The organism is Chondrinema litorale (assembly GCF_026250525.1).
GTDB classification, from domain to species: Bacteria; Bacteroidota; Bacteroidia; order Cytophagales; family Flammeovirgaceae; genus Chondrinema; species Chondrinema litorale.
Map to the genome: position 1 here is coordinate 240925 of NZ_CP111048.1, position 24510 is coordinate 265434.

A 24510-nucleotide genomic window follows, 5' to 3' on the forward strand; every position below is an offset into this window, starting at 1 on the left:
TTTAAAGTTAGTTATTTTAAAGTGAGGTTTTTATTCTGCTTCTCTTACACATCTACATTTAAATCTTGAATTTGGGTTTTGGGATTTTTGTTGAATCAAATAAGGTTCATCAGGATAGGTTTTGTGAGCTTTTAAATAAACACTTAGAAATTTATCTTTTACTTCTGTTGAGCTCCAATATTCAAAGTTATCTCCCAAAGAATCTAACAAATGTAATTGACTAGTAACAGAATCGAGTTCTACAATGGCAGGTAAATACCAATCATCGTAGCCATATGCATCTAATGTATAGCAGTATTCTGTTACTTGTCTGAATAATTCATCTACATCCAAATCAGCATAATATTTCACTATAATCTCTGTATTACTAGAGCCATCAATTAAATCAAAAGCACCAAATTGATATGCTATTAAGGCTATATTAAAAGTTTCTGGAGTAAAGTCAGCAGGATAAACCATCAGTTTCTTTTGTGGTAGTTCCACTTTTTGTAGACTGGATGTAGTTTTGAAATCATAAATTTCACTATCATTTAAGTATTCCCCATCTTTTTTGGTTCTAATTTGCCAATAGTATGTTGTATTTAATTCAAGAGCTTTACTTTCAGCATGGGTCAAATGATAAATATTAGTATCAACTACTACCATTTCATCTGGATGTGTCCCAATCAACAGTTGATAATTATAGCTGAGACTTTGGCCTCCAACATCAGTTATTCCATCATCAACTAATAATTTCCAATCAAACCAAAAACCTAAAGCTACATCGTCAGCACCATTTGGCGGGTAAATGGCTGTATATTCAGTTTTCACAGGTACTGATTCATCATCTTCGCAGCCGAATATGATAAGGCCTAGAAATAAGATTTTGAGAAGAAACGATAGTTTCGTGATAGTTAAATTAATTTGTGTCATTGCGCTAGGGTTAGTTAATTATTGCGCATAATTAGCCCTATTTGATGAAAAAAAGAATATTTAACTCAAATTTATTACCATAAATTTGTCATTGTTTTTTCTAGTCGCACAATCATTTCTTGTATTTCATCTTCTGTAGAAGAAGCAAAGCCCATACGCATACCTAGTTTAGAAGTCTCTTGTTCGTCGCTATCCCAGCAATAATCTGCAAGAGACAAATCGTGTTTAATGGCTTCTTCTCTCACCATATCCCAACTGATATTTTTTTTCAACTTAACCCAAACAGCCATACCTCCTTCAGGTACTTCAAACTCAAAATATTTGTCTAATTTCTCTTTTAAAAGAGTGCAGAACAGATCACGTCTGGTTTTATAAATTTTCAGGGCTTTTTTACTGTGTCGTTGTATATCTCCGCTTTTAATCATGCGTGCCATTACCAGTTCTAACAAAGCATCTCCCTGCCTGTCAACCACTCTGCGGTAGCGAGCCGCTTCATCTACAAAATCTTGTGGAGCCACCAAATAACCAATTCTAATGGCTGGCGCTACAATCTTGCAAAGTGCTCCAATGTAAATCACATTACCTTCCGAATCTCCACTGGCTAAAGGCAGAATTGGAGCATTGTTATAATGGAAATCATAATCGTAGTCGTCTTCGATAATAGCGAAATGGTATCGTTGAGATAATTCTAGTAGATGCATTCTCCTTTGTGCCGAAAGTGTCACCGTTGTCGGATGGTGATGTTGCGAAGTGACATAGACTGCATGTATGGGTATTTGTTGGCAAAGCGCTTCAATTTCTTCGGTTACCAAACCATTTTTATCTACCGAAACCCGATTTAATTTGCCACCTGCTTCTGCAAAAGTCTTATTGGCTGAGCGATAATTACTTTTACCAATAATGATATTTTTGCCATCGGCTAATAGCAATTTGCTAGCAAGGTAAATTCCCATTTGGCTGCCCCGTGTAATCAATATATTTTCTGCTGAAATGTTAAGTCCCCGAGATTCATTCAGGTAATCTGCCAGTGTTTCTCGAAGCTCTCTATTGCCATAGATAGAGCCATAGGCCAACAACTTTCGGTTATACGATTTCTTAATAATATTTCTGTAAACCCTTGAAATTTCTTCGATGGGAGCGATGCGATTATCGGGCACGCCATCATCAATTGTGATAATACCTGCTGCAGTAGTGCTAATATCTGGACGGTAGAGATGAGGTCTTTCTTTAAAATGAAATGCGGCTTTAGTTTTCTTTGGTTGATTTTTCGACTCTTTAATGCGCTGTTTTTTTATAATCGGCAGGGCAGTATTTACAAAAGTACCTTTGGCAGGAGCTGTTTCTAACCAACCTTGTGCAATCAATTCATCATAGGCAGCAATCACCGTTTTTCTATGAATATTGAGTGTATCTGCCATTAATCTAGAGCCCGGAATTTTGCTAGCAGGTTGTAAAGTACCTTGTTTTATTAAGCTAATGAGCTGATTACACAACTGAATGTAAACAGGAGCAGGCAGATTTTTATCGAGTTTTACAATGGTTTTATAAGGAATCATAACCGGACTATTCAATATATAAAAACTGGATGGTTTAAATACACCGCTAAGCTATTACTTTTGGCTTAATCAATCAAATAAAGCTATTTATGGATACCAGTAAAGACAAAAAACATCATTATAATTTAACAGTAGCTTGGACAGGGAACAAAGGAGAAGGTACTCAAAATTACAGAACCTACGAGCGGAGTCATACTGTTTTTATAGATAATAAAGCAGATATTTTATGTTCTTCTGATCCATCTTTTAGGGGCGATAAAACCAAACATAATCCAGAAGAATTGTTTCTAGCTTCGCTTTCTGGTTGCCACATGTTGTGGTTTTTACATTTATGTTCAGTGGCTGGCATTACTGTGGTGGAATATACAGATAAAGCAACTGGCACTATGATAGAAAACTCGAATGGCAGCGGATATTTTGAAGAAGTAACCTTAAAACCTCAGGTGGTTATTACAGACATATCTATGATTGAGAAAGCCAATGAATTGCATCACGAAGCCAACAAGTATTGTTTTATAGCTAACTCTTGCAATTTTCCGGTAAAACACGAATCTGTTTGTACAGTAAAAAATGATTAAATAAATAAGCATTAAGATGTCTAATTACGAAACTTCAGCTTTAAACAAAGTAGTAAGAGGCTCAAAAAGAGCAACTTACGATATAGAAACCATCAATGAGATTTTAGATGCAAAATTTCTTTGCCACATCGCATTTACTTGGGAAGGCAAAGCGATTGTGTTGCCAATGGCTTATGGCAGATTTGAAGATAAAATTTACATCCACGGATCATTAAAAAACAGAATGATGCTATGCTTGCTTGAGGCGGGTGAAGCAAGTATTTCGGTTACCCATTTAGATGGATTGGTACTTGCCAGATCAGCATTTCATCATTCAGCTAATTACAGATCGGCTAACATTTTTGGGAGGGTTACAAAGCTAGAGGACCCAGAAGAAAAAATGGCTGCACTCAAATGTATTCTCGATCATATGATTCCAAACCACTGGGATAACATTAGACAACCCAACGAGAAGGAGTTGAATGCCACTTTGGTAATCGAATTAACCATAGAAAGTACTTCTGCTAAAATACGTGCCGAAGGAGCTGTAGACGAAAAAGCCGATTACGATTTGCCTATTTGGGCGGGGGTGATTCCGATAAAAGAAGTAGCTCTTGCACAAGAAAGTGATGAGTTATTAAAAGGAACTGCCAAACAAGTTCCAGATGCTGTTTTAGAGTATGTGAAGAGGAATTCTTGAGAAAAGTTAATCTAAATTAAAGATCAAAATGGGTTGATTTGATAAGTTTGAAGTATTTTGCATGTCTTATGCTTCTATTTATGATTTTGCTCTCTGGATTTAAAGATACTCACATTACAATTTTTGTAGTAATTTTAATCATCTTGTTTTTGGCGGTTAACTTAATCATTAGTGGAATTATATATCTACTCGTAAGGATTATTAATCCAGCATATTTGAAATCATTGAAAGCAGATAAGCAAAGATTGTATATGTTCTTATCAATGATTTTTCTAATATCAATAATTATTGTTGGAGTTGTTTTTAACCTTATAGTTAAAGTTTAATTAATGGATGCTTCACTGGTTTTAGCTTTTCGCTGAAACCAAGATTAATGATAAAACCTCATTTAAAAAAATGAAATATAGCTTACTGAAGTCAGGTCTAAATTCTAAGAATTATACTTATAATAAGACATTTCAGTACGATAAGGAATTGGATGATATTTCATCGTTATCTTCCGATATAGCCAATGCTTTATGTGATTTGAATTATAAATTCAATTTAAGCTTGAATGGTAAAATTATTCCTGTTGAAATATGGGGTGATTTACCTTATTTCATAGATGGCTTTTCAGATTATATGAAGTTCATTTTTGTGCAAAAAGAATGTCAATATGATTATTCCTTGTCTGAACAAGGTACGGAAACAATAATAAAACTTCAGTTAAATGAGGAGGATGTGATGATTTCTGAGGATAATTTTTTAAAAGGAAAATATGCTGTTCCTATCAAAGAATTGCAAGATGATGCACTCTTATTTTTCACAGAATTACTGAAAGTAGTTCAAGATATTATTCCAAATATTTTACTAACAGATCTTTTTAAAAGTTGGGAAGAAGAAGTTAGAGATAGTTTGAAAACTAGAATATAACTATCTTTTATCCAACTCACCAACCACATTAGCGATGAGTCTTGCAGCTAATGTGGCTGTTATTTGGTCTATATCATAAATGGGATTGTATTCGGCAATGTCGAGTGCCACTAGTTTGTTTTTGGTAATGATGTGCTTCAAAAGCTTAACTACGAAATTTGGATTGAAACCAAAAGGAGAGGGGGCACTCACTCCGGGAGCATAAGGAGATGCAAACCCATCTAAATCTATGGTGAGATAGAGGTAATCAATATCTGAAAGGAATTGATCGATTTGAGCGGAAATGTTTGTGAAATTTTCTAAGAGACAATCTTCACTTAAAATAAAACTTGAGTCAGTTTTTTTTGCTGTTTCGAATAGCTCTTTGGTGTTTGCATGCTGTTGAATTCCAATAGCCAGATATTTAGTTTGCTTACCAAATTCATTTAAAATTTGCTGAAAAGGTGTGCCTGAGTTTGGTAAAACTTCGACTTTACGCAAATCAAAATGTGCATCTAAATTTATGATTCCGAATTTTTTGTTTGGTTTATGTAGTGCATTGCAAATCCCTCTAAAATGCGCATAGGCAATATCGTGTCCGCCACCTAAAGCAATTGGAAAAGATTTATTTTTAATGAGTTTCTCAATCTGATTGGAGAAAATACTTTGGCAAGTTTCAAGGTCTGTGTCAATACAAAAAATATTTCCAGCATCAGCTATTTTCAATTGCTCGAAATGGATGGGCAATCGAGCCAGTTTTTGTCGAATAACATCAGATCCTTTTTTGGCACCAATCCTTCCCTGATTTCTTCTTACACCTTCTTCGCACTCGTAACCAATAAAAACAATATCCGGCTTATCAGACATGGATGTGGTGTCCAATAAGTCGATAAACCGGATTGTTTGATACCAGTATTGGGCATCATTTGACGTTGTAGTTCTGCCTGTCCAGATAGATGGATTGGCAGCATTGTAGTTGGTAGTTAAATTATTTGGTTTCCCTTTTTCCATACTTTTTCTGCTTGTAATTCTCCTTGATGGTAAAGTATCTCTCTGTAATCGTTGCAATTGAAAGATATAAAATCAGCTAAATTTCCTGCTTTCAATACACCTCGATCGAATAGTTTTAAAGCTTTTGCCGCTCGAAAAGTGATGCCTGCAAATACTTCAGCAGCACTGAGTTTTTCGTAAGTTCCAAGTAAAGCTGCTTGATTGAGCAAGTTCCCTTGTGGTGCACTTCCCGGATTCCAATCACTGGCAATGGCTAAGCCACAGCCGGCATCTAAGAGTTTTCTTGCAGGGGAAAATGGCATACCTAATCCCATAGAAGCACCAGGCAATACTACCGGAATGGTATCACTTTTAGCTAATCTTTCAATCTCTTCTTCTCCTGAAACTTCCAAATGATCTACACTCACAGCTCCACAATCAACGGCTACTTTACTTCCTCCTTTACTAAATTGATCTCCATGTACCGTCAACTCAAAACCTTGCTCTTTTAATTGATTCAAATAGAATCTTGCACCCTCTATACTAAAAGCATTTTGCTCTATAAAAATATCAAATCGATTAGTCAAGCTTTCCGCTTTGATTATTGGGACTAACTCATCTAAGATGAATTGTAGGTAAGTAGCTTCGTTTTGAAAATCTTTAGAAACAATATGAGCAGCTAAACAGGTACTTATCACATCAGATGGAAGTTTTTCGCCTGCCTGCTTAATGGCTCGCAACATTTTCAATTCATCATCAAAACTCAAACCATAACCACTTTTAACCTCTACTGTGGTAATCCCTCTTTTTAGCAAAGTATCGAGCTTTACAATCACATTTTGCTGCAAGGTTTCTAAACTAGCCTCACGAGTTTTGGTTACTGTATCCCAAATGCCACCACCGACTTGTGCTATTTCTTGATAAGTTTTACCATTGTTTCTAGCCGCATAGTCTTTTGCTCTGCTACCTGCAAAACAGATGTGTGTATGGCAGTCAGTAAATGCGGGCAATGCCACAAAATCGCCATCTATGTATGTTATTTCAGCATCAGGATTTGCTTTAGCTAATGCATCAAAACTCCCTGTTTGCAGGATGTTATCACCTTCTGTAAGAATGCCTCCATCTGTAATAATTTCTAACTGTTCATCTTTAATCGCACCTTTGGCAGGCAAGTTATTAAGCGTGATAATCTGGCTAAAAGGTCCTGTTAGTTTTTTCATATCAATCTACAATCATTCTGAAAATAAAGATTCAACCAAACTGTCGTCTACCAATTCCGGGACAGTAACTTTTAAGTCCCGACGTTGCTCCATCACCCTTTTAATTGTAGAAAGCGCGCCTTCGTTTCTAGCCCAATTTCTTCTGGCAAGTCCATTGGTTACATCGTAAAACAGCATGTTTCTTAGTCGAGAAAGCGCTTCATCTGTGCCATCTAGCAACATTCCGAAACCTCCATTAATTACTTCTCCCCAGCCAACACCACCACCATTGTGGATAGAAACCCAAGTGGCACCTCTAAAACTATCACCGATTACATTGTGAATCGCCATATCAGCAGTGAACCTGCTTCCATCTTTAATGTTGCTTGTTTCTCTATAAGGAGAATCCGTACCACTCACATCGTGGTGATCGCGACCTAAAACAACAGCACCAATTTCACCATTGGCAATGGCTTTGTTAAATGCTTCGGCTATCTTCATCCTACCTTCTACATCGGCATAGAGAATTCTGGCCTGCGAGCCTACGACTAGTTTATTTTCTTTGGCATTCTTTATCCAGGTGATGTTGTCTCTCATTTGTTGCTTAATTTCTTCTGGTGATTCAAGCATCATTTCTTTCAATACTTGCATGGCAATATGATCTGTTTTTGCCAAATCTTCCTCTTTACCAGAAGTACAAACCCACCTGAATGGGCCAAAACCATAATCGAAACACATTGGCCCCATAATGTCTTCTACATAAGATGGATAGCGGAAAGTTTTTCCATCATCACTCAAAATCTCTACACCTGCTCTAGATGATTCTAGCAAAAAGGCATTGCCATAATCGAAAAAGTAAGTGCCTTTGGCTGTGTGTTTATTGATGGCTGTAACCTGTCTTTTTAATGATGCCTGAACATAAGTTTTGAATTTCTCAGGATCATCTTTTATCATTTTGTTGGCTTCTTCGAAAGATAAACCGACAGGATAGTAACCGCCAGACCAAGGATTGTGTAATGAGGTTTGATCTGAACCAACTTCTACTAAAATATCCTCTTTATCGAATTTCTCCCAAACATCTACTATGTTGCCAATAAAGGCGATGGATATAGTTTCTTTCTCTCTTTTAGCCTGTTTTACGCGATTGGCTAATAAATTAATATCATCTATGAGTTCGTCTACCCAGCCTTGTTCGAGTCTTTTACGAGCTGCATTTGCGTTTACTTCTGCACAAACTGTTACGCAACCAGTAATTTTACCAGCCTTCGGTTGCGCACCACTCATTCCACCCAAACCAGAAGTTAAAAATAACTTACCTGCTACTGATTTTCCACTGCCCAAAATCTTTCTGAAAGCATTCATTACGGTGATGGTAGTACCATGTACAATACCTTGTGAGCCGATATACATAAACGAGCCAGCAGTCATTTGTCCATATTGCGTAACACCCAAAGCATTGTATTTTTCCCAGTCTTCTTGCTTAGAATAGTTTGGAATCATCATGCCGTTGGTGACTACTACACGAGGAGCAGAGTTAGAAGAAGGAAACAATCCCATTGGATGACCAGAGTATAAATGAAGTGTTTGCTCATCCGTCATTTCAGAAAGGTATTTCATGGTGAGTAGATACTGTGCCCAGTTTTGAAAAACTGCTCCATTTCCACCATAAGTGATCAATTCAACAGGATGTTGTGCTACTGCCGGATCGAGGTTATTTTGAATCATCAGCATGATGGCAGCTGCTTGTTTGCTTCTGGCAGGATAAGCTTCAATTGGTCGGGCATATATCTCATAATCTGGTCTGAAACGATGCATGTAAATTCGACCATAGTTTTGGAGTTCTTCAGCAAATTCGGTTGCTAATTCTTGGTGCCAAGCTTTTGGGAAATAGCGCAAGGCATTGCGAATTGCCAATTGTTTTTCTTCTCGACTCAAGATATCCCTTCTTTTGGGAGCTGGGTTTCCTCCTGTAGGATATTCCTTTTTCGATAGAAGCTCACAGGGGATACCTTGTTTTATTTGTTCTTGAAATACTGAATAATCCATCATCTAATATTTTTCATATAATTCATCAAAATCACTAAATGCTGTTTCTGACATATTTTGGCTCACAATATGAAGCAATTTCCTACTTTGAATTACCTCGGTTATTGTATTGATGTCTTCGCCAAAAAGTCTATCTTCGTCTGCATGCGCTATTTTGCTTCGCACAAAATCGTGAATGGCATCTAGTACTTTTCCTGATTTAAGTGGTTTTCTGAAATCGAATGCTTGAGCAGCACAGAGTAATTCTACTGCTAATATTTTTTCTAGGTTATTACAAACGCGCAAGGCTTTTCTACCTCCAATAGAACCCATGCTTACATGATCTTCTTGTCCCATTGAAGTAGGAATACTATCGGCACTTGCCGGGAAACACAAGCCTTTATTTTCACTTACCAAGGCAGCCGAAGTGTATTGGCAAATCATAAATCCTGAATTGATACCGGTTTCTTTCAATAGCATTTTCGGTGTGCTATTGTATTTGCCATCTAAAGAAAGATAAGTTCTACGGTCTGAAATACTGCCTAGCTCTGCTGCTGCCAAACAAGCATAATCTATCGGCAAAGCCAGTGGCTGACCGTGAAAATTACCACCACTGATAGTGAAATCTTTAGAGAAAATGATTGGGTTATCAGTTACAGAATTTAGCTCAATTTCTACTGCTTCTTTAAGATGTAGCCAAGCGTTTCGAGAACTTCCGTGAACCTGAGGAACACATCTAAGAGAGTAGGGGTCTTGCACGCGATCACACTCTTTATGAGAGTTTACAATTTCAGAATCTTTTAAAAATGCATCAATTCTACTAGCCACATGGATGTTGCCACTAAATGGCCTTACTTCATGTAATTCCTTTCTGAAAGGCATGGGAGAAGCCATTAAACCCTCCACCATCAATCCGGCAATTACATCAGCATGAGATAGACAATTAAATAAGCGATCGACCAACACCACTGCATGAGCCAGAATAAACTGAGTTCCGTTGATTAAAGCCAAACCTGCTTTTGGGTGCAAGCTTAAAGCAGGTTTGTCGCGCTCTTTAAGTACTTTAGATGTTGGAAGAATCTCGCCATTCACAAACACAAATCCTTCTCCGATGAGTGGCAAAAATAAATGGGAGAGGGGAGCCAAATCTCCGGATGCACCTACTGAACCTTGTTCAGGGACTACGGGTATGATTTCTTCATCAATATGCCAGAGCATGCGCTCTAGAATCTCATAAGAAATTCCAGAATATCCCTGACTGAGTGAATGTATTTTCAGAATCAACATCAACTTGGAAATATCTGGCGATACCATATCTCCAACACCTACACTGTGGCTGATCAATAAATTCCTTTGTAGTTTTTCAGTGGCTTCAGTGGCAATTTTTGTGTTGCACAATGGGCCAAAACCTGTATTTATGCCATAAACTGCCTTTTGCGATTTGGCAATTTGTAATACCTCATTGTGAGAACTTTCAATTTTTTCTATCACCTCAGGGGTTAAACCTGCCTCAAGCGATCTGTTTAATATCGCGAGTGCTTTACTTGTGCTTAACCGATCAATTCCGTATTTGAACATACTCTGTATTCATTTTATTCAAATTTACTGGGACTTTTAATATTCAACAAGATCATTTAATTTAGCTATTAATAACTATGAGTTATCAATTAGAACTTAGACACCTACATTATTTCTCCATTTTGGCGGAGGAGCTGCACTTTAAAAAAGCCGCAGATAGGCTCTATATTTCCCAACCCGGATTGAGCAAGCAGATTAAACATTTAGAAGATACGCTGGGTATTTTGTTGTTGGAGCGAACAAACCGAAAAGTAAAACTCACACCTGCTGGCGAGTATCTGGCAAAAGAGTTAAAACTGGTAATTCAACATTTAGATACCACTTTAGACCATACCAAGCTGATACATTCTGGTTTGAAGGGAAATTTAAAAATTGGTTATATCGGTTCGGCGATGCAAAATATTATTCCCGAATTGCTAAAGCATATTAGTGAAAGATATCCTGAAATTCGATTTGATCTCACAGAGATGAATAACAATACACAAATTGAAGAATTACTCCATCATAAAATTGATTTAGGTTTTGTTCGGGTTGATAGAGTGCCAAGACCTTTGAAAACACAACCAGTTTTTGAAGATACCTTCTCAGTCGTCTTACCGAAAAATCATCCAGTAACTCAGGAGAATTTTACTGATCTTACCATTTTTAAAGATGAGAAGTTTATTCTTTTTGAGTCATCGTACAGCCAGTTTTATTACGAAAAGGTGATGCAGCTTTTTCATGATGCAGGCTTTAATCCACAAGTATCACATCATACCATTCATGCTGGTTCTATTTACCGATTGGTAGAAAATGGTTTCGGTATTTCCATTGTGCCTACAACTTTGCAGTTAGGTTATAATATGGAAGTGAAGTTTATTGAGCTAAAAGATATTGTGCAGAGAACGACGCTGGCAGCCGTTTGGAATGATGAAAATAGAAATCCGGTAATGGAGAATGTGCAGAAGATAATTAATGAGATGGGGATTTAGAGGAAACAGTAAACCTTATTTAGGAATAAGATTTACTGTTTTTGTAGATTAATATTCAGTTACTTTCATGATAGCAGCATAAATATTTGGATCCATTTCAAGTGATTTGAAAGGCGTTTCCATTTTTAGTTGATCCCATTTTTTTGTAGGTTTAATCCAGTATTCTTTTCCATCTAACATCACTCTTACTGGCATATCGAAACCTTCTACACCATTATTCCATCTGAAAAAGAATGCACCATCTTTCTGATAATATTCTAATATAGGAACTTTGGTATCTCTTAAATACTGATCGAAGAATGGCTTTAATTCCATTCCAGCTTCTTTGGCAATGTATCCTTCGATTTGCTCGGTAGTTACCGTTTGGTGATAAAAAGTCTTGTTCAATCCTCTCAAAATTGATCTCCATTTTTCATCATCGTTAATAATGGTTCTAAGGGTGTTGAGCATGTTTCCACCTTTTACATACATATCACCACTACCAGAATTGTTTACATTGTAATCTCCAATAATCGGTTTGTCGTTCTGTATGCCTCTTCTGTTACCTCTCACATAAGACTGACCAGCTTCTTTTCCATAGAAATACTCTAAAAACAAACTTTCAGAATAGTTGGTAAAGCTCTCGTGAATCCACATGTCTGCTACATCTTTATAGGTAATATTATTGGCAAACCATTCGTGACCAGACTCATGGATAATGATAAAATCGAATTTCATTCCCAGACCAGTACCACTTCCGTCTCTACCTCTGTATCCATTGGCATAGCCATTCCCGTAAGTAACAGCACTTTGGTGTTCCATACCAGTACTCGGTACTTCTATAAGCTTGTAACTATCTTCATAAAATGGATAAGGGCCGAACCAATATTCGAAGGCTTCCATCATACGAACTGCATCTTTAAATTGAGTTTTCGCTTTCTTGAGGTTATAAGGGAGTACATAATAATCCATATCTAAATCTCCTTTTTCACCTTTGTACACCTCAGAGAAGTTTTTGTAATTAGCAATATTGAGACTGATTACATAATTACTTATCGGGTTTGATACAAACCAATGGAATGTTTTTGTCCCATCTTTTAACTTATCAACTTTTCTCAATCTACCATTCGAAACATCCATTAAACCCTTTGGCACATTTACGCTCATCAACACGCTGTCGGGTTCGTCGTACATGTGGTCTTTGTTAGGCCACCAAATACTCGCACCAATTCCTTGGCAATTTGTATGAATAAAAAGGTTACCATCTTCGTCTTTATCCCAAGAAATACCACCATCCCAAGGAGGGCGAATCGCCACTTTTGGCTGACCACCATAAAACACCTTTACACTGTTAATGTCACCTTTAATTTGCTTCTCTTTTAAAGTTACAAAGTGTGCATTACCCTCATGTTTTATTTCTAATTCATTCCCTTTATCGTCTTCTACCTTTTTGATTACCAGTGGTTTTTGCAAATCGATCTGCATCACTTGGTAAGGTTTTAACACTTCGTATTTTATGGTAACACTACCGTTTACAGAACTATCTGCTGGTGTAACTTTAATATCGAGGTGATAAAATTTTAAATCCCACCAAACTCTTTCTGGCGTAATTGAGCCCCTCAGGGTATCTTGTCGCGTATATTCTTGTCCAAAAGAGTAAATGCTTATCAGAGAAAGCATTACAATGAAGAGTATTTTTTTCATTTAAGTTAGTTTATGTTTTATCTAATCCAAATCAATTTCACTAAGCTAATAATTAGAATTGAAGTGATAAGTGTACAAAGTACATTTTATTTTGGGAGGATTGATGCAAAATCAAAATCGTATTTAATCTGGGTAATATGTTTGAGGTTGGGTTAGTGGTAGAGCTTACAACAATTTATTCAGAATATTACTTAACTCTGTATGGATATCACCATCATAACCGACTTTATAATAGCGAACTTTTTCTTTTTTATCGAGAATTAAGTTGGTGGGAAATGATTTAACCCCAAGTTTTTGAGTTGTTTCTTTAGGTACTGTTTTATTACTTGGGATCAAGTTTGGAACTACAAAATACCCTAATTCCTTGTTTATTTTCCCATTGTTATCAATTTGAAAGAATTTTTTTCTTTTATGTAAGTCACTCCTAATGAAGAAAGTATAGGATCATTTGGGGACAGATCCATCACTTTCTTTTCTTTTTCATATTTTGAATTTTGTCACCTTTCCTAATAGGTTTTTTGTATCTCTCTTTTAACTGTTGTTTGTAGCTTTTCCTTTCAACTTTTTCTTTACTGTTTTTGGCAGATTTTTCATGGAAAGATGGACCAACATCTAGCGCTCTCTTTTTATGTTGAATCTCATTGACTTCTTTTGGTTTGTCTTTCTCTTCTGGAGTTAATTGATGGGAAACTTCTACTACTTCAGGAAATTCCTTTAGAGGAATAGTATATTTCATTAAGTTTTCGATGGCTTCTTTTAGCGGTTCTTCTTTTTCTGCATAAAAAAGAATCGATCTCCCTTGCTCACCAGCTCTACCAGTTCGACCTATTCGGTGAATGTAGTTTTCAGGATAGAATGGAGTATCAAAACTAATAACAGTACTGATCTTTTCTATATCAATTCCACGGGCAATTACATCGGTTGCTATCAGAATTCTACTTGTACCATTTTCAAAATTCTCAATAGAGTTTGTACGATGATTTTGTTCTTTACTAGAGTGAATTACAGAAACCTCAGAACCAAAATCTAATGTTTCAGCTAATCTATCTGCATTTACTTTAGTGGCAACAAAAATTAAAACCTTACTATATTCATTTTTATCAGCCAACAAATAATTGAGCAAGTTGGCTTTGGTATAAAAATTAGGAACGGCAAAGCATTCCTGACTTATCGTTTCAAGAGGAGTACCACTAATAGAGATTGTTTTCTTAATAGGGTTTATCAAAAAATCATCAATCAACTCATCTACATATGTAGTCATAGTTGCAGAAAAGAGGATATTTTGTCTCTTAGTTGGTAGAAGTTCGAATATATTTTTTAACTGAGTCTTATAACCAAAGTCCAGCATAATATCGACTTCGTCAATTATCAATTTTTTAATAGATTTTAGCCTCAACGTATTAGAAAGTGTAAGGTCATATAATCTTCTGGGAGTACCAACAATTATATCAACACCCTCTGCAACGGCCTTTTTTTGGGAGGTTATATTACTACTTCCACCATATACGCCTACCACCCTTACACTGATATAAGGTGTTAGCTTTTCTACTTGTTCTACTATTTGAATAACAAGCTCTCTGGTTGGCGCTAAAATTAATACCCTAGGATTAGGTTGGTCCGAATATTTTAAATCTTGTAATATTGGTAACAGATAAGCGATTGTTTTTCCGGTTCCTGTTTGGGCAATTCCCACAAAATCAGAGCCACTAAGTATAGTAGAATATGACTCTTGCTGAATTGGAGTTGGTGTTTCAAACCTTAAATCGGCAATAGCATTTAATAATTGTTTTTTTATATTGAAGTCTTCGAACTTATTCATGTTGCAAAGTAACCAAGAAAAAACTTCTCTTAAGTGCATTTATACTAAATATATTTGAACAGGCTTATACTTATCAACTTAGTAAAATATAAGAGATATCTGTTTTTGTATTACATGGAGAAGAATGGTCTATTTAAAATACAATTTTTAATCATAAAGAAAGTAAAAAAAAATAGCCTGTAAGAAGAGTAGCTTAGCTCTAAATTATTTTAATCTATTTTAAGTGATGTAGAATTTTACTTAAAATAAAAGCTCAACTAAACAGAATGAGAAGTTTCTTTAATTTTTCTATGAAATAAAAAAATTATATCTTACTGGCTTATATACTATAAAAAGACAATATGGGGCGGCTATTTTACAAGTTGAATGATCAATTTTTTATTACATATCCTAATTCAAAAGAACCAAAGTATTTACTCAAATTCTATAGTGGGATTTACAAATTAGGACTGATTAACTTGAATTAAAATAGATGACTGCTCTCTCTTATTACCTTTTATATCCTATAATTCTTTTAGTTTCTTATAGTCCATTTTGGTGCTTGTATAGGGTATCCGACTTCTTTTATTTGCTTATTTACTATGTAATCGGTTATAGAAAAAAGGTTGTAGTTAGCAATCTTAAAAATTCCTTTCCCGAAAGATCTGATGAAGAAATAGAAAAAATTAGTAAGCAATATTACAAATATCTTTGTGACCTGATGTTGGAATCTATAAAAACGGTGACTTGGAATGAAAAAGCAGTAAAAAGCAGGGTAAAGATGAAGCATGTTGAAATGCTTGATGAATTACATAGCCAAGGTAAAAGTTTGGTAGTTGTAATGGGTCATTTAGGCAACTGGGAATGGGCAGGGCCTTGTTTTTCTCTTCATTGTAAGCATCAATTATTTGTAGTTTATCGTCCACTATCCAATCCTTATTTTGAAAAAATGTTTTGTCGCTCACGCACAAAGTTCAATACCCAAATAATTCCTAAAAAGAACACACTTAGGACTATGATTGCTAATAAAAAGACGATAAGTGCTACGGCACTTATTGCAGATCAAGCTCCCAGTCCTATAAAATCGGCAATATGGATGGATTTCTTAAATCAAGATACGCCTGTTTATAATGGCCCAGAAAAAATAGCTAAAATGCTTGATTATACTGTAGTATATATGAATGTGAAACGTGTGAAGCGAGGTTATTATGAGGTCTATCCTACAGTATTATTCGACCAGCCAAAAGAGGCAGCAGAAAACGAAATAACTTTTGCTTTTAATAAAATACTTGAAGATGATATTAAAGACATACCTAGCACTTGGCTATGGTCTCACAAGCGTTGGAAACATAAAAGACCTACTACAGTTTAAAATTATGATTTACACCACAATTATTTAATTACATGACAATAAATAACAATGTATCTGAACCCAACAGGCTACGAACGGGTAAAGAGTTAATCTTAGCTAGTAAAGAATATGCAAATGAAATTCCTGAAAGAAGTTGGTATTGTACTTTAAGTACATTGTTGTTTTTAATTTTGGCCTTTGCCGGCACTTATATTAATTTTCATTGGACATTAACCTTAGGGTTTAGTCTATTAAGCGCATTATTAATAGTTAGGTTTTTTGTGATTTTCCACGACTATCAACATGGGGCAATTCTAAGGAAATCTAAGCTAGCAAAAATAATAATGACCATATTTGGTGTTTTTGTAATGTCGCCAGCAAGCATTTGGAAGCGGACACATGACCACCACCACCATCATAACTCAAAACTATCTAATAATGGAGTAGGCTCATACCCGCTACTTTGCAAAGAAAAATATTTGAAGTTAACACAATCAGAAAGGTATATATATCTGGCAAAGCGACATCCCTTAACAATCTTTTTTGGCTATTTCACTTTATTCATTTTTGATTTTAATATTAAACCTATTTTCAAGAGTTTTTCTAATCATTGGGACTCATTAGTCGCTTTGTTGTTTCACTTTACAGTTGCTTGGCTCATTTATAGTTATGCTGGAATGCATGGCTTAATTTTTAGCTGGATATTGCCATTTTTTATTGCTCATGGTTTTGGCGCTTATCTCTTTTATGCACAGCATAATTTCCCTGAAGCAAGCTTTGAGCAAAATATGGATTGGAGTTACAGTAATGCCGCACTCAATTCTACTAGTTATTTAGTGATGGGAACAACCATGAATTGGTTTACTGGAAATATTGGCTATCACCATGTGCATCATATTAATCACCGTATTCCTTTTTACAGGCTTAAAGAAGCCATGAAGGGAATGCCAGAGTTACAAAACCCCAAAACCACCACTTTACATCCAAGAGATATAATCAATTGCTTAAAATTAAAAGTTTGGGATTCTGAAAAAAAACAAATGGTAACTTCAGTATAAATAGTAATTCTATTACCTAATTTTTAATGTAAAACAGGCAGTTTATGTCATCTCATTTTAGGTAATTTTTTTTATTAAAGGTTTTATTATTTACATTTAGCTAACACTTAACAAAGCATGAAACAATTTATGCAAATATGATAAAAAGGTAAATATGAAAATCCGTAGTACTTTCAATCCACAAATAGATAGTACTGCTTTGAAAGAGAGAGCTGACGATATCTTTGACTTTAATAAGTTAGAAGATAAACAAATTTGGGCGGCTTTTAAAAATGGAAATGACAAAGCACTATCGTACATTTACAAAGTAAATATTGAGCCGCTCTATGCCTTCGGACATCAATATTTAAGAGATAGTGATAAGATTAAAGATTATATAAACGATTTGTTTTTATACCTCAAAGAAAAAAGGACAAACCTCAGCGATGTTATCTCTATAAAATCTTACTTGTATAGGTCGCTTTATAGATTAATTATGGAGAAGTCTAGAAAAAAAGAACTACTTTTTTTTAGTAATGATTTGTATTCAGATGGCTTCAAAATTAAAATAAATGCTGAAACTACCTTGATAAAAGAGGAGCTCATTAGAGAAAGGATACATCTAATGAATGTGGGGTTAAATAAACTTTCTACAAAAAAGCGACAAGCAATTATACATTATTATATTGATGGCATGTCTCACGAAGAAGTCGCATACATTATGGGACTAAACAGTAAGGATACTGCAAGAAAACTCATTTATAGAGGTATAGAATCTCTAAAAGAGAAAATCGCATCCAAATTAAAATACCTGCTTTGGCCATTGGTATTACTATGTTTAATTGGCTAATTAAAAAAAAATCTATCCCTTTAAATTTTTTTGAACAAAAATGTCCCAACTTCTAAAAGTTGCCCTCTTGTTATATAGAAGGTTAAAAACTTCTTTTAAACATTTGAGGTGAGTTATCTCAATTAAAATTAGATTAAGCAGATAATGAATTTTCGGGAATATACTGTAGAAGATTTTATCAAAGACGAATATTTCGTTGAATGGGTAAAACATGATAATGAAGAAGCAGGCGAATTTTGGATGGAATGGACCAGAAATAATCCTGATAAGCAAAATGATGTTTTACAAGCTAAGTATATAATTCAACACATGAGAGTGGAGAATTATCCGAAAATAAGTGAAGAAGATGCTTCGGAATTACATGACAGAATATTTAACCCAACATTAAAAAAACATCAATACATACCACCTAAAAAGAGTTTTTCTTTCCATTATAAAAAAATTGCAGCCGTACTAATACCATTGGCAATTGGGCTAGTAGCATGGTTATTTTATGCTCAAAAACAGCATTTTGATAATGCTCAGTCTATAGCCGAAACTGAATTAATTAATAAAGAAGTTACTTACGGGCACAAACTCACATTAGCACTAAGTGACGGTACTAAAATTAAATTGAACTCGGGCAGTACACTCAAATTTCCAAAGCAGTTTACTGGCGATACCAGAAAAGTATACCTCACTGGCGAAGGTTTTTTTGAGGTTGCCGAGAATCCTAAAAAGCCATTTATTGTAGTCACTAATAATATTGAAGCAAAAGTATTAGGAACTTCATTTAATATAAGGGCTTACGAACAGCTAGAGGTAGCACTTGTAACAGGTAAATTACAGGTGAATGATCACATTGGAAATTCTATAGTTATAAAACCAGATGAACGTGTGATTTACCAAAAAGAAGGAAACTTTGTTAAAGATAAATTTAATAAAGATGAGGTACTTGCTTGGAAAAACGGAACCCTCAGTTTTAAGCAAGCTCAATTAAAGGATATACTGAAAGAATTGGAAAGGTGGTACGATGTATCTTTTATTAAAGATGAATTATGGGAACCAAAATATCTATTTACAGGAGAATTTGATAATGAGTCTTTAGATAATGTATTGATAGGTTTAAACATCTCCTACAATTTTGATTTTAAGATCGAAGGGAAAAAAGTAACACTAATAAAAAAATGAAATGGAAAATGATAACAATGTAATACTGGGAAATAGCACTTGAGCTAAAGCTTATAAAAGCTGGGTAATTAAAAGGAAGGCAAATTCCATAATGAAAACCCAGCTTAGAGAGCTCTAATATTGCCTATTAGTTAGCGCTTCATAACGCAATACAAGAGCTGTTCGGAATAAGATTTTTTATACTTAAACCTCTTAAAAATATGAAATTGAAACTACTAAGACAAATTCTCATTATGTCTAAGCTAATACTCTATGGCATTTTTTTACAAGTCCTTTTTTGTGGTCTTTTATTGGCCAACGAAGGGAATGCACAAAGGGAAAGTATTCATGATATTAAAGTGAATATTGACAACCAAAAAACATCAGTAGCATCAGCTTTAGCCGAACTAGAACTGAAAACTGATTTTAATTTTACTTATACCGATGCGATCCGAAAAGACAAAGAGATTAGACTCAATAGGGGAGAAAATACAGTTGCTGATTTATTAGTGTCTATTTCTAAGCAAACGGGATTACGGTTTACAAGAGTAAATAACAACATACACATCTCAAAATACAGAAATAATTCACACCAATTGGTAGAGGAAATTTTTGACCCCCAGCAAGTCAAAGTTACAGGTAAAGTTACCGCCGCTTACGATGGAGAGCCTTTGCCCGGTGTGAGTATCATTATTAAAGGATCTTCTACTGGAACCTCAACAAATTTGGATGGCGAATACAGTTTAAATGTAAATCCCGATGATGTATTATCTTACAGTTATATAGGCTATCAGACTTTTGAAATTGCAGTAGCTAACCAAAGTGTGATTGATGTTGCATTGGAGGTAGATACCGAACAATTAGAAGAAGTAGTTGTAATTGGTTATGGTACTAGAGAGAGTAAAGATATTACAGGTGCTGTTTCTCAAATAGGAACTGATGAGATTAAAAAATCGAACACCATGTCGCCAGAGTTTGCCATGCAAGGTAAGATGACGGGAGTATATGTAAGTAACCCTGGCAGTAACCCTAATGCAAGGCCTCAAATTAGAATTAGAGGTGTTAGTACCCTAGGCCATAACGATCCACTTTATGTAATTGATGGTGTGCCAATATACGAAGGTGGTTCTGCCGCTAGAGATTCTAGAACAGAAGATTTACGAGGAGATGTAAATATTTTTAATATGATTAACCCTAATGATATTGAATCTATTTCTGTTTTAAAAGATGCTTCAGCTTCTGCTATTTATGGAGTTAGGGCATCAAATGGCGTAATACTTATTACAACCAAAAGAGGTTCGAAGGGAAAAATGAAGGTGAATTTCTCTGCTAAAACGGGTATACAGAATGTTTATAAAAAATACGATTTACTCAATACGCAACAATATGTAGATATTTATCAGGAAGCAATGGATAATAATTCTTCCTACAATCCCGACCCAAATATTTACCGCTTTTACGATCCTTCATCATCTGCTTATTTAGGTAACAGCCCCACTTACGATTGGCAAAACGAACAAAGAATAGATAATGCGATTATTCAAGATTATAATGCCAGTGTTTCTGGTGGAACAGAGTTTTCTAACTTTTCTATGGGTGCAGGCTACTCTTCACAAGAAAACCCAATCTATTCAGACGATTTCGAAAGGTACTCATTCTATATTAACTCAGATCACAATTTAACTTCTTGGCTTAAAGTGGGAGAGTCTTACCGCATTGCTTATACCAAGTCTGACTTTAACAATCAAGGTGGAATATTTGCAGCACCTTGGCAGCCACTTTTCGATGAAAATGGACCCGGTGGTTTTGCTACAACAACTGGAATAGTAGATGGTGTTGATGTGCTCAAAGCTTATGGAAATGGGACCAATAATAATTTTCTTGGAGTAGGAAATTACGAAGTAGACCAATATACTTTAATGAGAAACATGGGTTCATTTTATGCCGAAGTTTCCCCATTTTCAGGATTTAGAATTAGAGGTACACTCAGCTTAGATTACTATTCTAATGAGTATGAGCAATACGATAGATTAGAAAATGGGCTTTTTAGAGCTGATATAGGTATTCTTGATCCATCTGGCAATACATATAACAACAGAGAAACGGTGAACAGTAACCTTGTAAAAGAATTTTTAATCGGTTACAACAAAAGTTTTGGCAGTCACAATTTCGACTTGATCTTAAATGCTACTGACCAACGTGTAAATTGGAACATTAAAACATTGGGTATTGGTAATAACTCACCTATTTCTTCTTTTGACCAAAGACGTGTTGACGAAGGTTGGAACAATGAAGATAAAGGTGCTTTTTATGAAAGATATCGTTCAGGTCTTCAAGGCTACATGGCACGTATGAGCTATAGTTTTAAAGATAAATATTATCTGGATGCAACAGTGAGAAGAGATGGGTCTTCTAAATTTGGTCCCGGTTATAAATGGGGTACATTCCCATCTTTTGCTGCTGCTTGGCGTATTTCTGATGAAATATTTATGCAAAGTATCGACTGGTTAACCGATCTAAAACTTAGAGGTGGTTGGGGACAAACTGGTAACCAAGAAACAGTAGATTTTGCCTACTTGTCATTAGTAAATTACAATCCAAAATATGCTTTGGGTAGTGGAGGAGAAGCAGAAGGCGATGGTGTTTTAAATCCTGCTGCGGTTTTGGGCGATTTCCCAATTGTAGATATGTCTTGGGAGACTGTTTCAACAACTACAATCGGTTTTGATGCTGCATTTTTCAATAATAAATTGAGCTTAACCGCTGAGTATTATAGCAGACTAACCGACGATATTCTTCAAACCATAAACATTCCACTTGTAATTGGCGCATTAAACAATCCAGTAGTAAACCTTGCCAAGGTAAAAAACACTGGTTTTGAGTTTCAGGCTGGATATAGTGGTAATGTAGGTCAGTTGCATTACAATGTTTCTGGTAACTTAACTACTGTAAAAAATGAAGTAACCGATATATACCTTGGTCGCCCACAAGGTGGAAGCGAGAGAATAGAAGAAGGTTACCCAATTAATTATATCTATGGTTATCAGGTTGGCGGTATTTTTCAGTCAAAAGCTGAGGTAGATGCTTGGATGGAAAAGTACAGCGATCCGGGTTATGAAAGTCAGAAATCTCCAGGAGATATTTATTATCTTGATTTGTACAGCAATCCTAACCCCGAAATTGAAAACCAATATGTTGGTCCAGAACCAGATTCTATTATCAATCAGTATGATAGAACTTATCTTGGTAAAACTATTCCGGGTTATTACTATGGTTTAAGCTTCTCATTCAACTATAAAAACTGGGATTTAGGAATCGATTTTAGGGGTGTAGGCGATGTGCAAAAAGTAAATGGTATACGCCAGACTGGAGAAAATATGCAAGTTGGTGGTTCTAACTTTCTGGCTTCTACCTTAAATCGCTGGACAGATGAAAATCATTCTACGTCTATGCCAAGAGCAGTAGCAGAAGACCCTTCTGGCAATACCCGTTTTTCTAGCAGATGGGTAGAGGATGCAGATTTTTTAAGACTGCAAAATATTCAACTTGGCTATACATTCGATCAGAGTATTTTGAACAAACTGGGTGTGAGTAGTTTGAGATGCTACGTTTCAGGTTCAAATCTCTTTGTAGTCTCATCATATTCAGGTCTTGACCCAGAAAATGATTTTACACCAACCACCTTTATTGGCGGCTTAAATATTAACTTTTAATATCTAATTGCTATGAAATCATTAAAAATTATATATACATTTCTCCTGATATTAGCTTTTACATTTTCTTCTTGTAATGAAGAAACAGTAGAACTAGACCCCATAGGTGATACCGAAGCAGGTTTCTTTTTAAATGAAGAGCAAATGACTCAGGCTGTTTTAGGTATTTATCAAAAAGTATCATTCTTCTATACCTTTAGATCAAACAACTGGCTAGCTGGAATTTGGGCTTTACCGGGCGATGATCTTACAACCGAAGGCACACAAGGTTACGAGCGTTTTGTAAATATTAATGGAGGGGATGGCAGGTTAACTTCTTTTTATACATATGCTTATCAATTAATAGCTAGGTCAAACATAGTTATTCAAAAGATTGATGAAGCAGATGAGGATGTTTATTCGCGTATGCCTGAGCTAAAGCCAATTCATAGAGGAGAAGCCCTGTTTTTAAGAGCTTGGATGTATTTTAAACTTTGGAATACTTATGGTTCGGCAGCACCATTAGTGACAGAGAGAATTACAGAATTGGAAGATGCTTATCCTCCGAGTTCTCAAGGTACAGAATTGCTAGATCAAGCAATAATTGATTTGGAAGAAGCTGCTACTTTACTTCCAAGTGAGTGGGATGCAAGTAATTTAGGCCGCGTAACAAGTAATTCAGCTTTAGGCTTAAGAGGTAAAATACTTGTATTTAGAGGTTCTGTAAACAATAACCAAAGCGATTTTACTGCGGCAATTGCGAACTTTAATGCGATTAGTGGTTTGAGTCTAATGCCTAACTACAGAGATAATTTTGATGCAGCGCAAGAAAACAATGGAGAGTCTCTTTTTGAATATCAAGCGAATGATCAGTCTCAGGTTTCAAATCCATTTTTAGATAATGATGCCTTCGCTGTGGTGGGTGATCTTACAGCTTATTATGGAATGTATACACAAACTCCTTCTTGGGTTGGCACCAATATTATGTTTGCTACTGAGTCTCTTATAAATGCATACGAAGAGGGTGACCCAAGATTAGATTATACATTAGATTTAGATGCAGGTGTAACCAATGTAATTAAGTATACTTTGGATGGCACAAGTTCTAGCGGTTTTGCTGGAAGCTATAACATCAACTTAAACAATCCACGAATTTTGCGCTACGCAGATATACTACTTTTAAAAGCAGAAGCCATTGTCCGTACAGGAGAAAGCACCAGTGAAGCAATTGCATTAATCAATGAAATTCGTCAACGAGCTCGGTTTTCTACAGAAGATGGTATTGAAGCTGCGGTGCCTGCCGATCTTGATATTTCAGAAACGGATACAGAGACTATTCTTGAATGGATTTTTGCAGAAAAAAGGATTGAATTAGCTTGCGAAGAAGGACATCGTTGGTACGATCTGAGAAGAAGGTATATGATGGGAGAAATTGATCTAACCACTTGGGATTTTAACTCTGCCCGAGATGATTTCGAGTTTAAAGATGAGAATTTAGTATTTCCTATACCCAATACTGAAGTTGCTAATAACCCGAATTTAGTCCAAAACCCGGGATATTAACTAAATTG

Annotated in this window: 19 protein-coding genes; 10 read left to right on the forward strand and 9 right to left on the reverse strand. The window is 35.5% G+C overall.

Features of this window, described 5'->3' with window-relative positions; all coding sequences use genetic code 11:
* Nucleotides 1-30 precede the first annotated feature (30 nt).
* Both OQ292_RS28145 and pdxR read right to left on the reverse strand, forming a co-directional pair.
* A complete protein-coding gene (locus OQ292_RS28145; RefSeq protein WP_284687424.1) occupies nt 31-912 on the reverse strand; it encodes an Lcl C-terminal domain-containing protein in 882 nt (293 codons plus the stop codon).
* Between the two features lie 74 nt (nt 913-986).
* A complete protein-coding gene (pdxR, locus tag OQ292_RS28150; RefSeq protein WP_284687425.1) occupies nt 987-2468 on the reverse strand; it encodes a MocR-like pyridoxine biosynthesis transcription factor PdxR in 1482 nt (493 codons plus the stop codon).
* Nucleotides 2469-2557: 89 nt separating this feature from the next.
* Between pdxR and OQ292_RS28155 the strand changes: the two genes are divergently transcribed.
* The 3 genes from OQ292_RS28155 to OQ292_RS28165 all read left to right on the forward strand — a co-directional run bounded on the left by OQ292_RS28155 (nt 2558) and on the right by OQ292_RS28165 (nt 4637).
* Nucleotides 2558-3046 (forward strand): OsmC family protein, encoded by a 489-nt coding sequence (locus OQ292_RS28155; protein WP_284687426.1) that lies wholly within the window; start codon nt 2558-2560, stop codon nt 3044-3046.
* A 16-nt stretch (nt 3047-3062) separates the two neighbouring features.
* Nucleotides 3063-3725, forward strand: a complete 663-nt coding sequence (locus tag OQ292_RS28160; protein ID WP_284687427.1) for a pyridoxamine 5'-phosphate oxidase family protein — start codon at nt 3063-3065, stop codon at nt 3723-3725.
* A gap of 396 nt (nt 3726-4121) precedes the next feature.
* Nucleotides 4122-4637, forward strand: coding sequence for a hypothetical protein (locus tag OQ292_RS28165; RefSeq protein ID WP_284687428.1), 516 nt, complete (start codon nt 4122-4124; stop codon nt 4635-4637).
* On the opposite strand, the gene hutG is transcribed toward OQ292_RS28165, so the two are convergent.
* From hutG to hutH, 4 genes are read right to left on the reverse strand one after another with little or no spacing between them, the layout of a single operon-like run.
* Nucleotides 4638-5627, reverse strand: a complete 990-nt coding sequence (gene hutG / locus OQ292_RS28170) for a formimidoylglutamase (protein WP_284687429.1) — start codon at nt 5625-5627, stop codon at nt 4638-4640.
* Nucleotides 5600-6826, reverse strand: coding sequence for an imidazolonepropionase (gene hutI, locus OQ292_RS28175; RefSeq protein ID WP_284687430.1), 1227 nt, complete (start codon nt 6824-6826; stop codon nt 5600-5602). The genes hutG and hutI overlap by 28 nt, the downstream gene beginning before the upstream one ends.
* Before the next feature lie 12 nt (nt 6827-6838).
* Complete coding sequence (gene hutU, locus OQ292_RS28180) at nt 6839-8851, reverse strand: urocanate hydratase (protein ID WP_284687572.1); 2013 nt, start codon at nt 8849-8851, stop codon at nt 6839-6841.
* A 3-nt stretch (nt 8852-8854) separates the two neighbouring features.
* Entirely contained in the window at nt 8855-10408 is a 1554-nt protein-coding gene (hutH, locus tag OQ292_RS28185) for a histidine ammonia-lyase (protein WP_284687431.1), read from the reverse strand.
* A 77-nt stretch (nt 10409-10485) separates the two neighbouring features.
* Here hutH and OQ292_RS28190 point away from each other — a divergent pair, with 77 nt between their 5' ends.
* Entirely contained in the window at nt 10486-11379 is an 894-nt protein-coding gene (locus tag OQ292_RS28190; protein WP_284687432.1) for a LysR family transcriptional regulator, read from the forward strand.
* Nucleotides 11380-11427: 48 nt separating this feature from the next.
* On the opposite strand, the gene OQ292_RS28195 is transcribed toward OQ292_RS28190, so the two are convergent.
* The 3 genes from OQ292_RS28195 to OQ292_RS28205 form a co-directional block, all read right to left on the reverse strand.
* Nucleotides 11428-13062, reverse strand: coding sequence for a M1 family metallopeptidase (locus OQ292_RS28195; protein ID WP_284687433.1), 1635 nt, complete (start codon nt 13060-13062; stop codon nt 11428-11430).
* A gap of 165 nt (nt 13063-13227) precedes the next feature.
* Nucleotides 13228-13398, reverse strand: a complete 171-nt coding sequence (locus OQ292_RS28200; RefSeq protein WP_284687434.1) for a thioredoxin domain-containing protein — start codon at nt 13396-13398, stop codon at nt 13228-13230.
* Nucleotides 13399-13525: 127 nt separating this feature from the next.
* Nucleotides 13526-14881 (reverse strand): DEAD/DEAH box helicase, encoded by a 1356-nt coding sequence (locus OQ292_RS28205; RefSeq protein WP_284687435.1) that lies wholly within the window; start codon nt 14879-14881, stop codon nt 13526-13528.
* A gap of 472 nt (nt 14882-15353) precedes the next feature.
* On the opposite strand from OQ292_RS28205, the gene OQ292_RS28210 reads away from it, so the two are divergent.
* The 6 genes from OQ292_RS28210 to OQ292_RS28235 all read left to right on the forward strand — a co-directional run bounded on the left by OQ292_RS28210 (nt 15354) and on the right by OQ292_RS28235 (nt 24502).
* Nucleotides 15354-16232, forward strand: a complete 879-nt coding sequence (locus tag OQ292_RS28210; RefSeq protein WP_284687436.1) for a lysophospholipid acyltransferase family protein — start codon at nt 15354-15356, stop codon at nt 16230-16232.
* A gap of 32 nt (nt 16233-16264) precedes the next feature.
* Nucleotides 16265-17269, forward strand: a complete 1005-nt coding sequence (locus tag OQ292_RS28215; protein WP_284687437.1) for a fatty acid desaturase family protein — start codon at nt 16265-16267, stop codon at nt 17267-17269.
* 154 nt (nt 17270-17423) lie between these two features.
* On the forward strand, nt 17424-18098 hold the full coding sequence (locus tag OQ292_RS28220; RefSeq protein ID WP_284687438.1) for an RNA polymerase sigma factor: 675 nt from the start codon (nt 17424-17426) through the stop codon (nt 18096-18098).
* A 144-nt stretch (nt 18099-18242) separates the two neighbouring features.
* Nucleotides 18243-19268 carry a FecR family protein gene (locus tag OQ292_RS28225; protein ID WP_284687439.1) on the forward strand — a complete coding sequence of 342 codons (1026 nt, stop codon included), beginning with the start codon at nt 18243-18245 and terminating at the stop codon, nt 19266-19268.
* A gap of 200 nt (nt 19269-19468) precedes the next feature.
* A complete protein-coding gene (locus tag OQ292_RS28230; RefSeq protein WP_284687440.1) occupies nt 19469-22960 on the forward strand; it encodes a SusC/RagA family TonB-linked outer membrane protein in 3492 nt (1163 codons plus the stop codon).
* 12 nt (nt 22961-22972) lie between these two features.
* A complete protein-coding gene (locus tag OQ292_RS28235; RefSeq protein ID WP_284687441.1) occupies nt 22973-24502 on the forward strand; it encodes a RagB/SusD family nutrient uptake outer membrane protein in 1530 nt (509 codons plus the stop codon).
* The last annotated feature ends 8 nt before the right edge of the window (nt 24503-24510 follow it).

What these genes read in the sequence shown, in the direction of transcription:
- OQ292_RS28165 (WP_284687428.1), top strand. Translation starts at nt 4,122, where the DNA reads ATGAAATATAGCTTACTGAAGTCAGGTCTAAATTCTAAGAATTATACT.
- OQ292_RS28210 (WP_284687436.1), top strand. Translation starts at nt 15,354, where the DNA reads ATGACTGCTCTCTCTTATTACCTTTTATATCCTATAATTCTTTTAGTT.
- OQ292_RS28195 (WP_284687433.1), bottom strand. Translation starts at nt 13,062, where the DNA reads ATGAAAAAAATACTCTTCATTGTAATGCTTTCTCTGATAAGCATTTAC.
- OQ292_RS28220 (WP_284687438.1), top strand. Translation starts at nt 17,424, where the DNA reads ATGAAAATCCGTAGTACTTTCAATCCACAAATAGATAGTACTGCTTTG.
- hutG (WP_284687429.1), bottom strand. Translation starts at nt 5,627, where the DNA reads ATGGAAAAAGGGAAACCAAATAATTTAACTACCAACTACAATGCTGCC.
- OQ292_RS28215 (WP_284687437.1), top strand. Translation starts at nt 16,265, where the DNA reads ATGACAATAAATAACAATGTATCTGAACCCAACAGGCTACGAACGGGT.
- OQ292_RS28145 (WP_284687424.1), bottom strand. Translation starts at nt 912, where the DNA reads ATGACACAAATTAATTTAACTATCACGAAACTATCGTTTCTTCTCAAA.
- OQ292_RS28230 (WP_284687440.1), top strand. Translation starts at nt 19,469, where the DNA reads ATGAAATTGAAACTACTAAGACAAATTCTCATTATGTCTAAGCTAATA.
- pdxR (WP_284687425.1), bottom strand. Translation starts at nt 2,468, where the DNA reads ATGATTCCTTATAAAACCATTGTAAAACTCGATAAAAATCTGCCTGCT.
- OQ292_RS28205 (WP_284687435.1), bottom strand. Translation starts at nt 14,881, where the DNA reads ATGAATAAGTTCGAAGACTTCAATATAAAAAAACAATTATTAAATGCT.
- OQ292_RS28225 (WP_284687439.1), top strand. Translation starts at nt 18,243, where the DNA reads ATGAATTTTCGGGAATATACTGTAGAAGATTTTATCAAAGACGAATAT.
- OQ292_RS28235 (WP_284687441.1), top strand. Translation starts at nt 22,973, where the DNA reads ATGAAATCATTAAAAATTATATATACATTTCTCCTGATATTAGCTTTT.
- hutH (WP_284687431.1), bottom strand. Translation starts at nt 10,408, where the DNA reads ATGTTCAAATACGGAATTGATCGGTTAAGCACAAGTAAAGCACTCGCG.
- hutI (WP_284687430.1), bottom strand. Translation starts at nt 6,826, where the DNA reads ATGAAAAAACTAACAGGACCTTTTAGCCAGATTATCACGCTTAATAAC.
- OQ292_RS28160 (WP_284687427.1), top strand. Translation starts at nt 3,063, where the DNA reads ATGTCTAATTACGAAACTTCAGCTTTAAACAAAGTAGTAAGAGGCTCA.
- OQ292_RS28155 (WP_284687426.1), top strand. Translation starts at nt 2,558, where the DNA reads ATGGATACCAGTAAAGACAAAAAACATCATTATAATTTAACAGTAGCT.
- OQ292_RS28190 (WP_284687432.1), top strand. Translation starts at nt 10,486, where the DNA reads ATGAGTTATCAATTAGAACTTAGACACCTACATTATTTCTCCATTTTG.
- hutU (WP_284687572.1), bottom strand. Translation starts at nt 8,851, where the DNA reads ATGGATTATTCAGTATTTCAAGAACAAATAAAACAAGGTATCCCCTGT.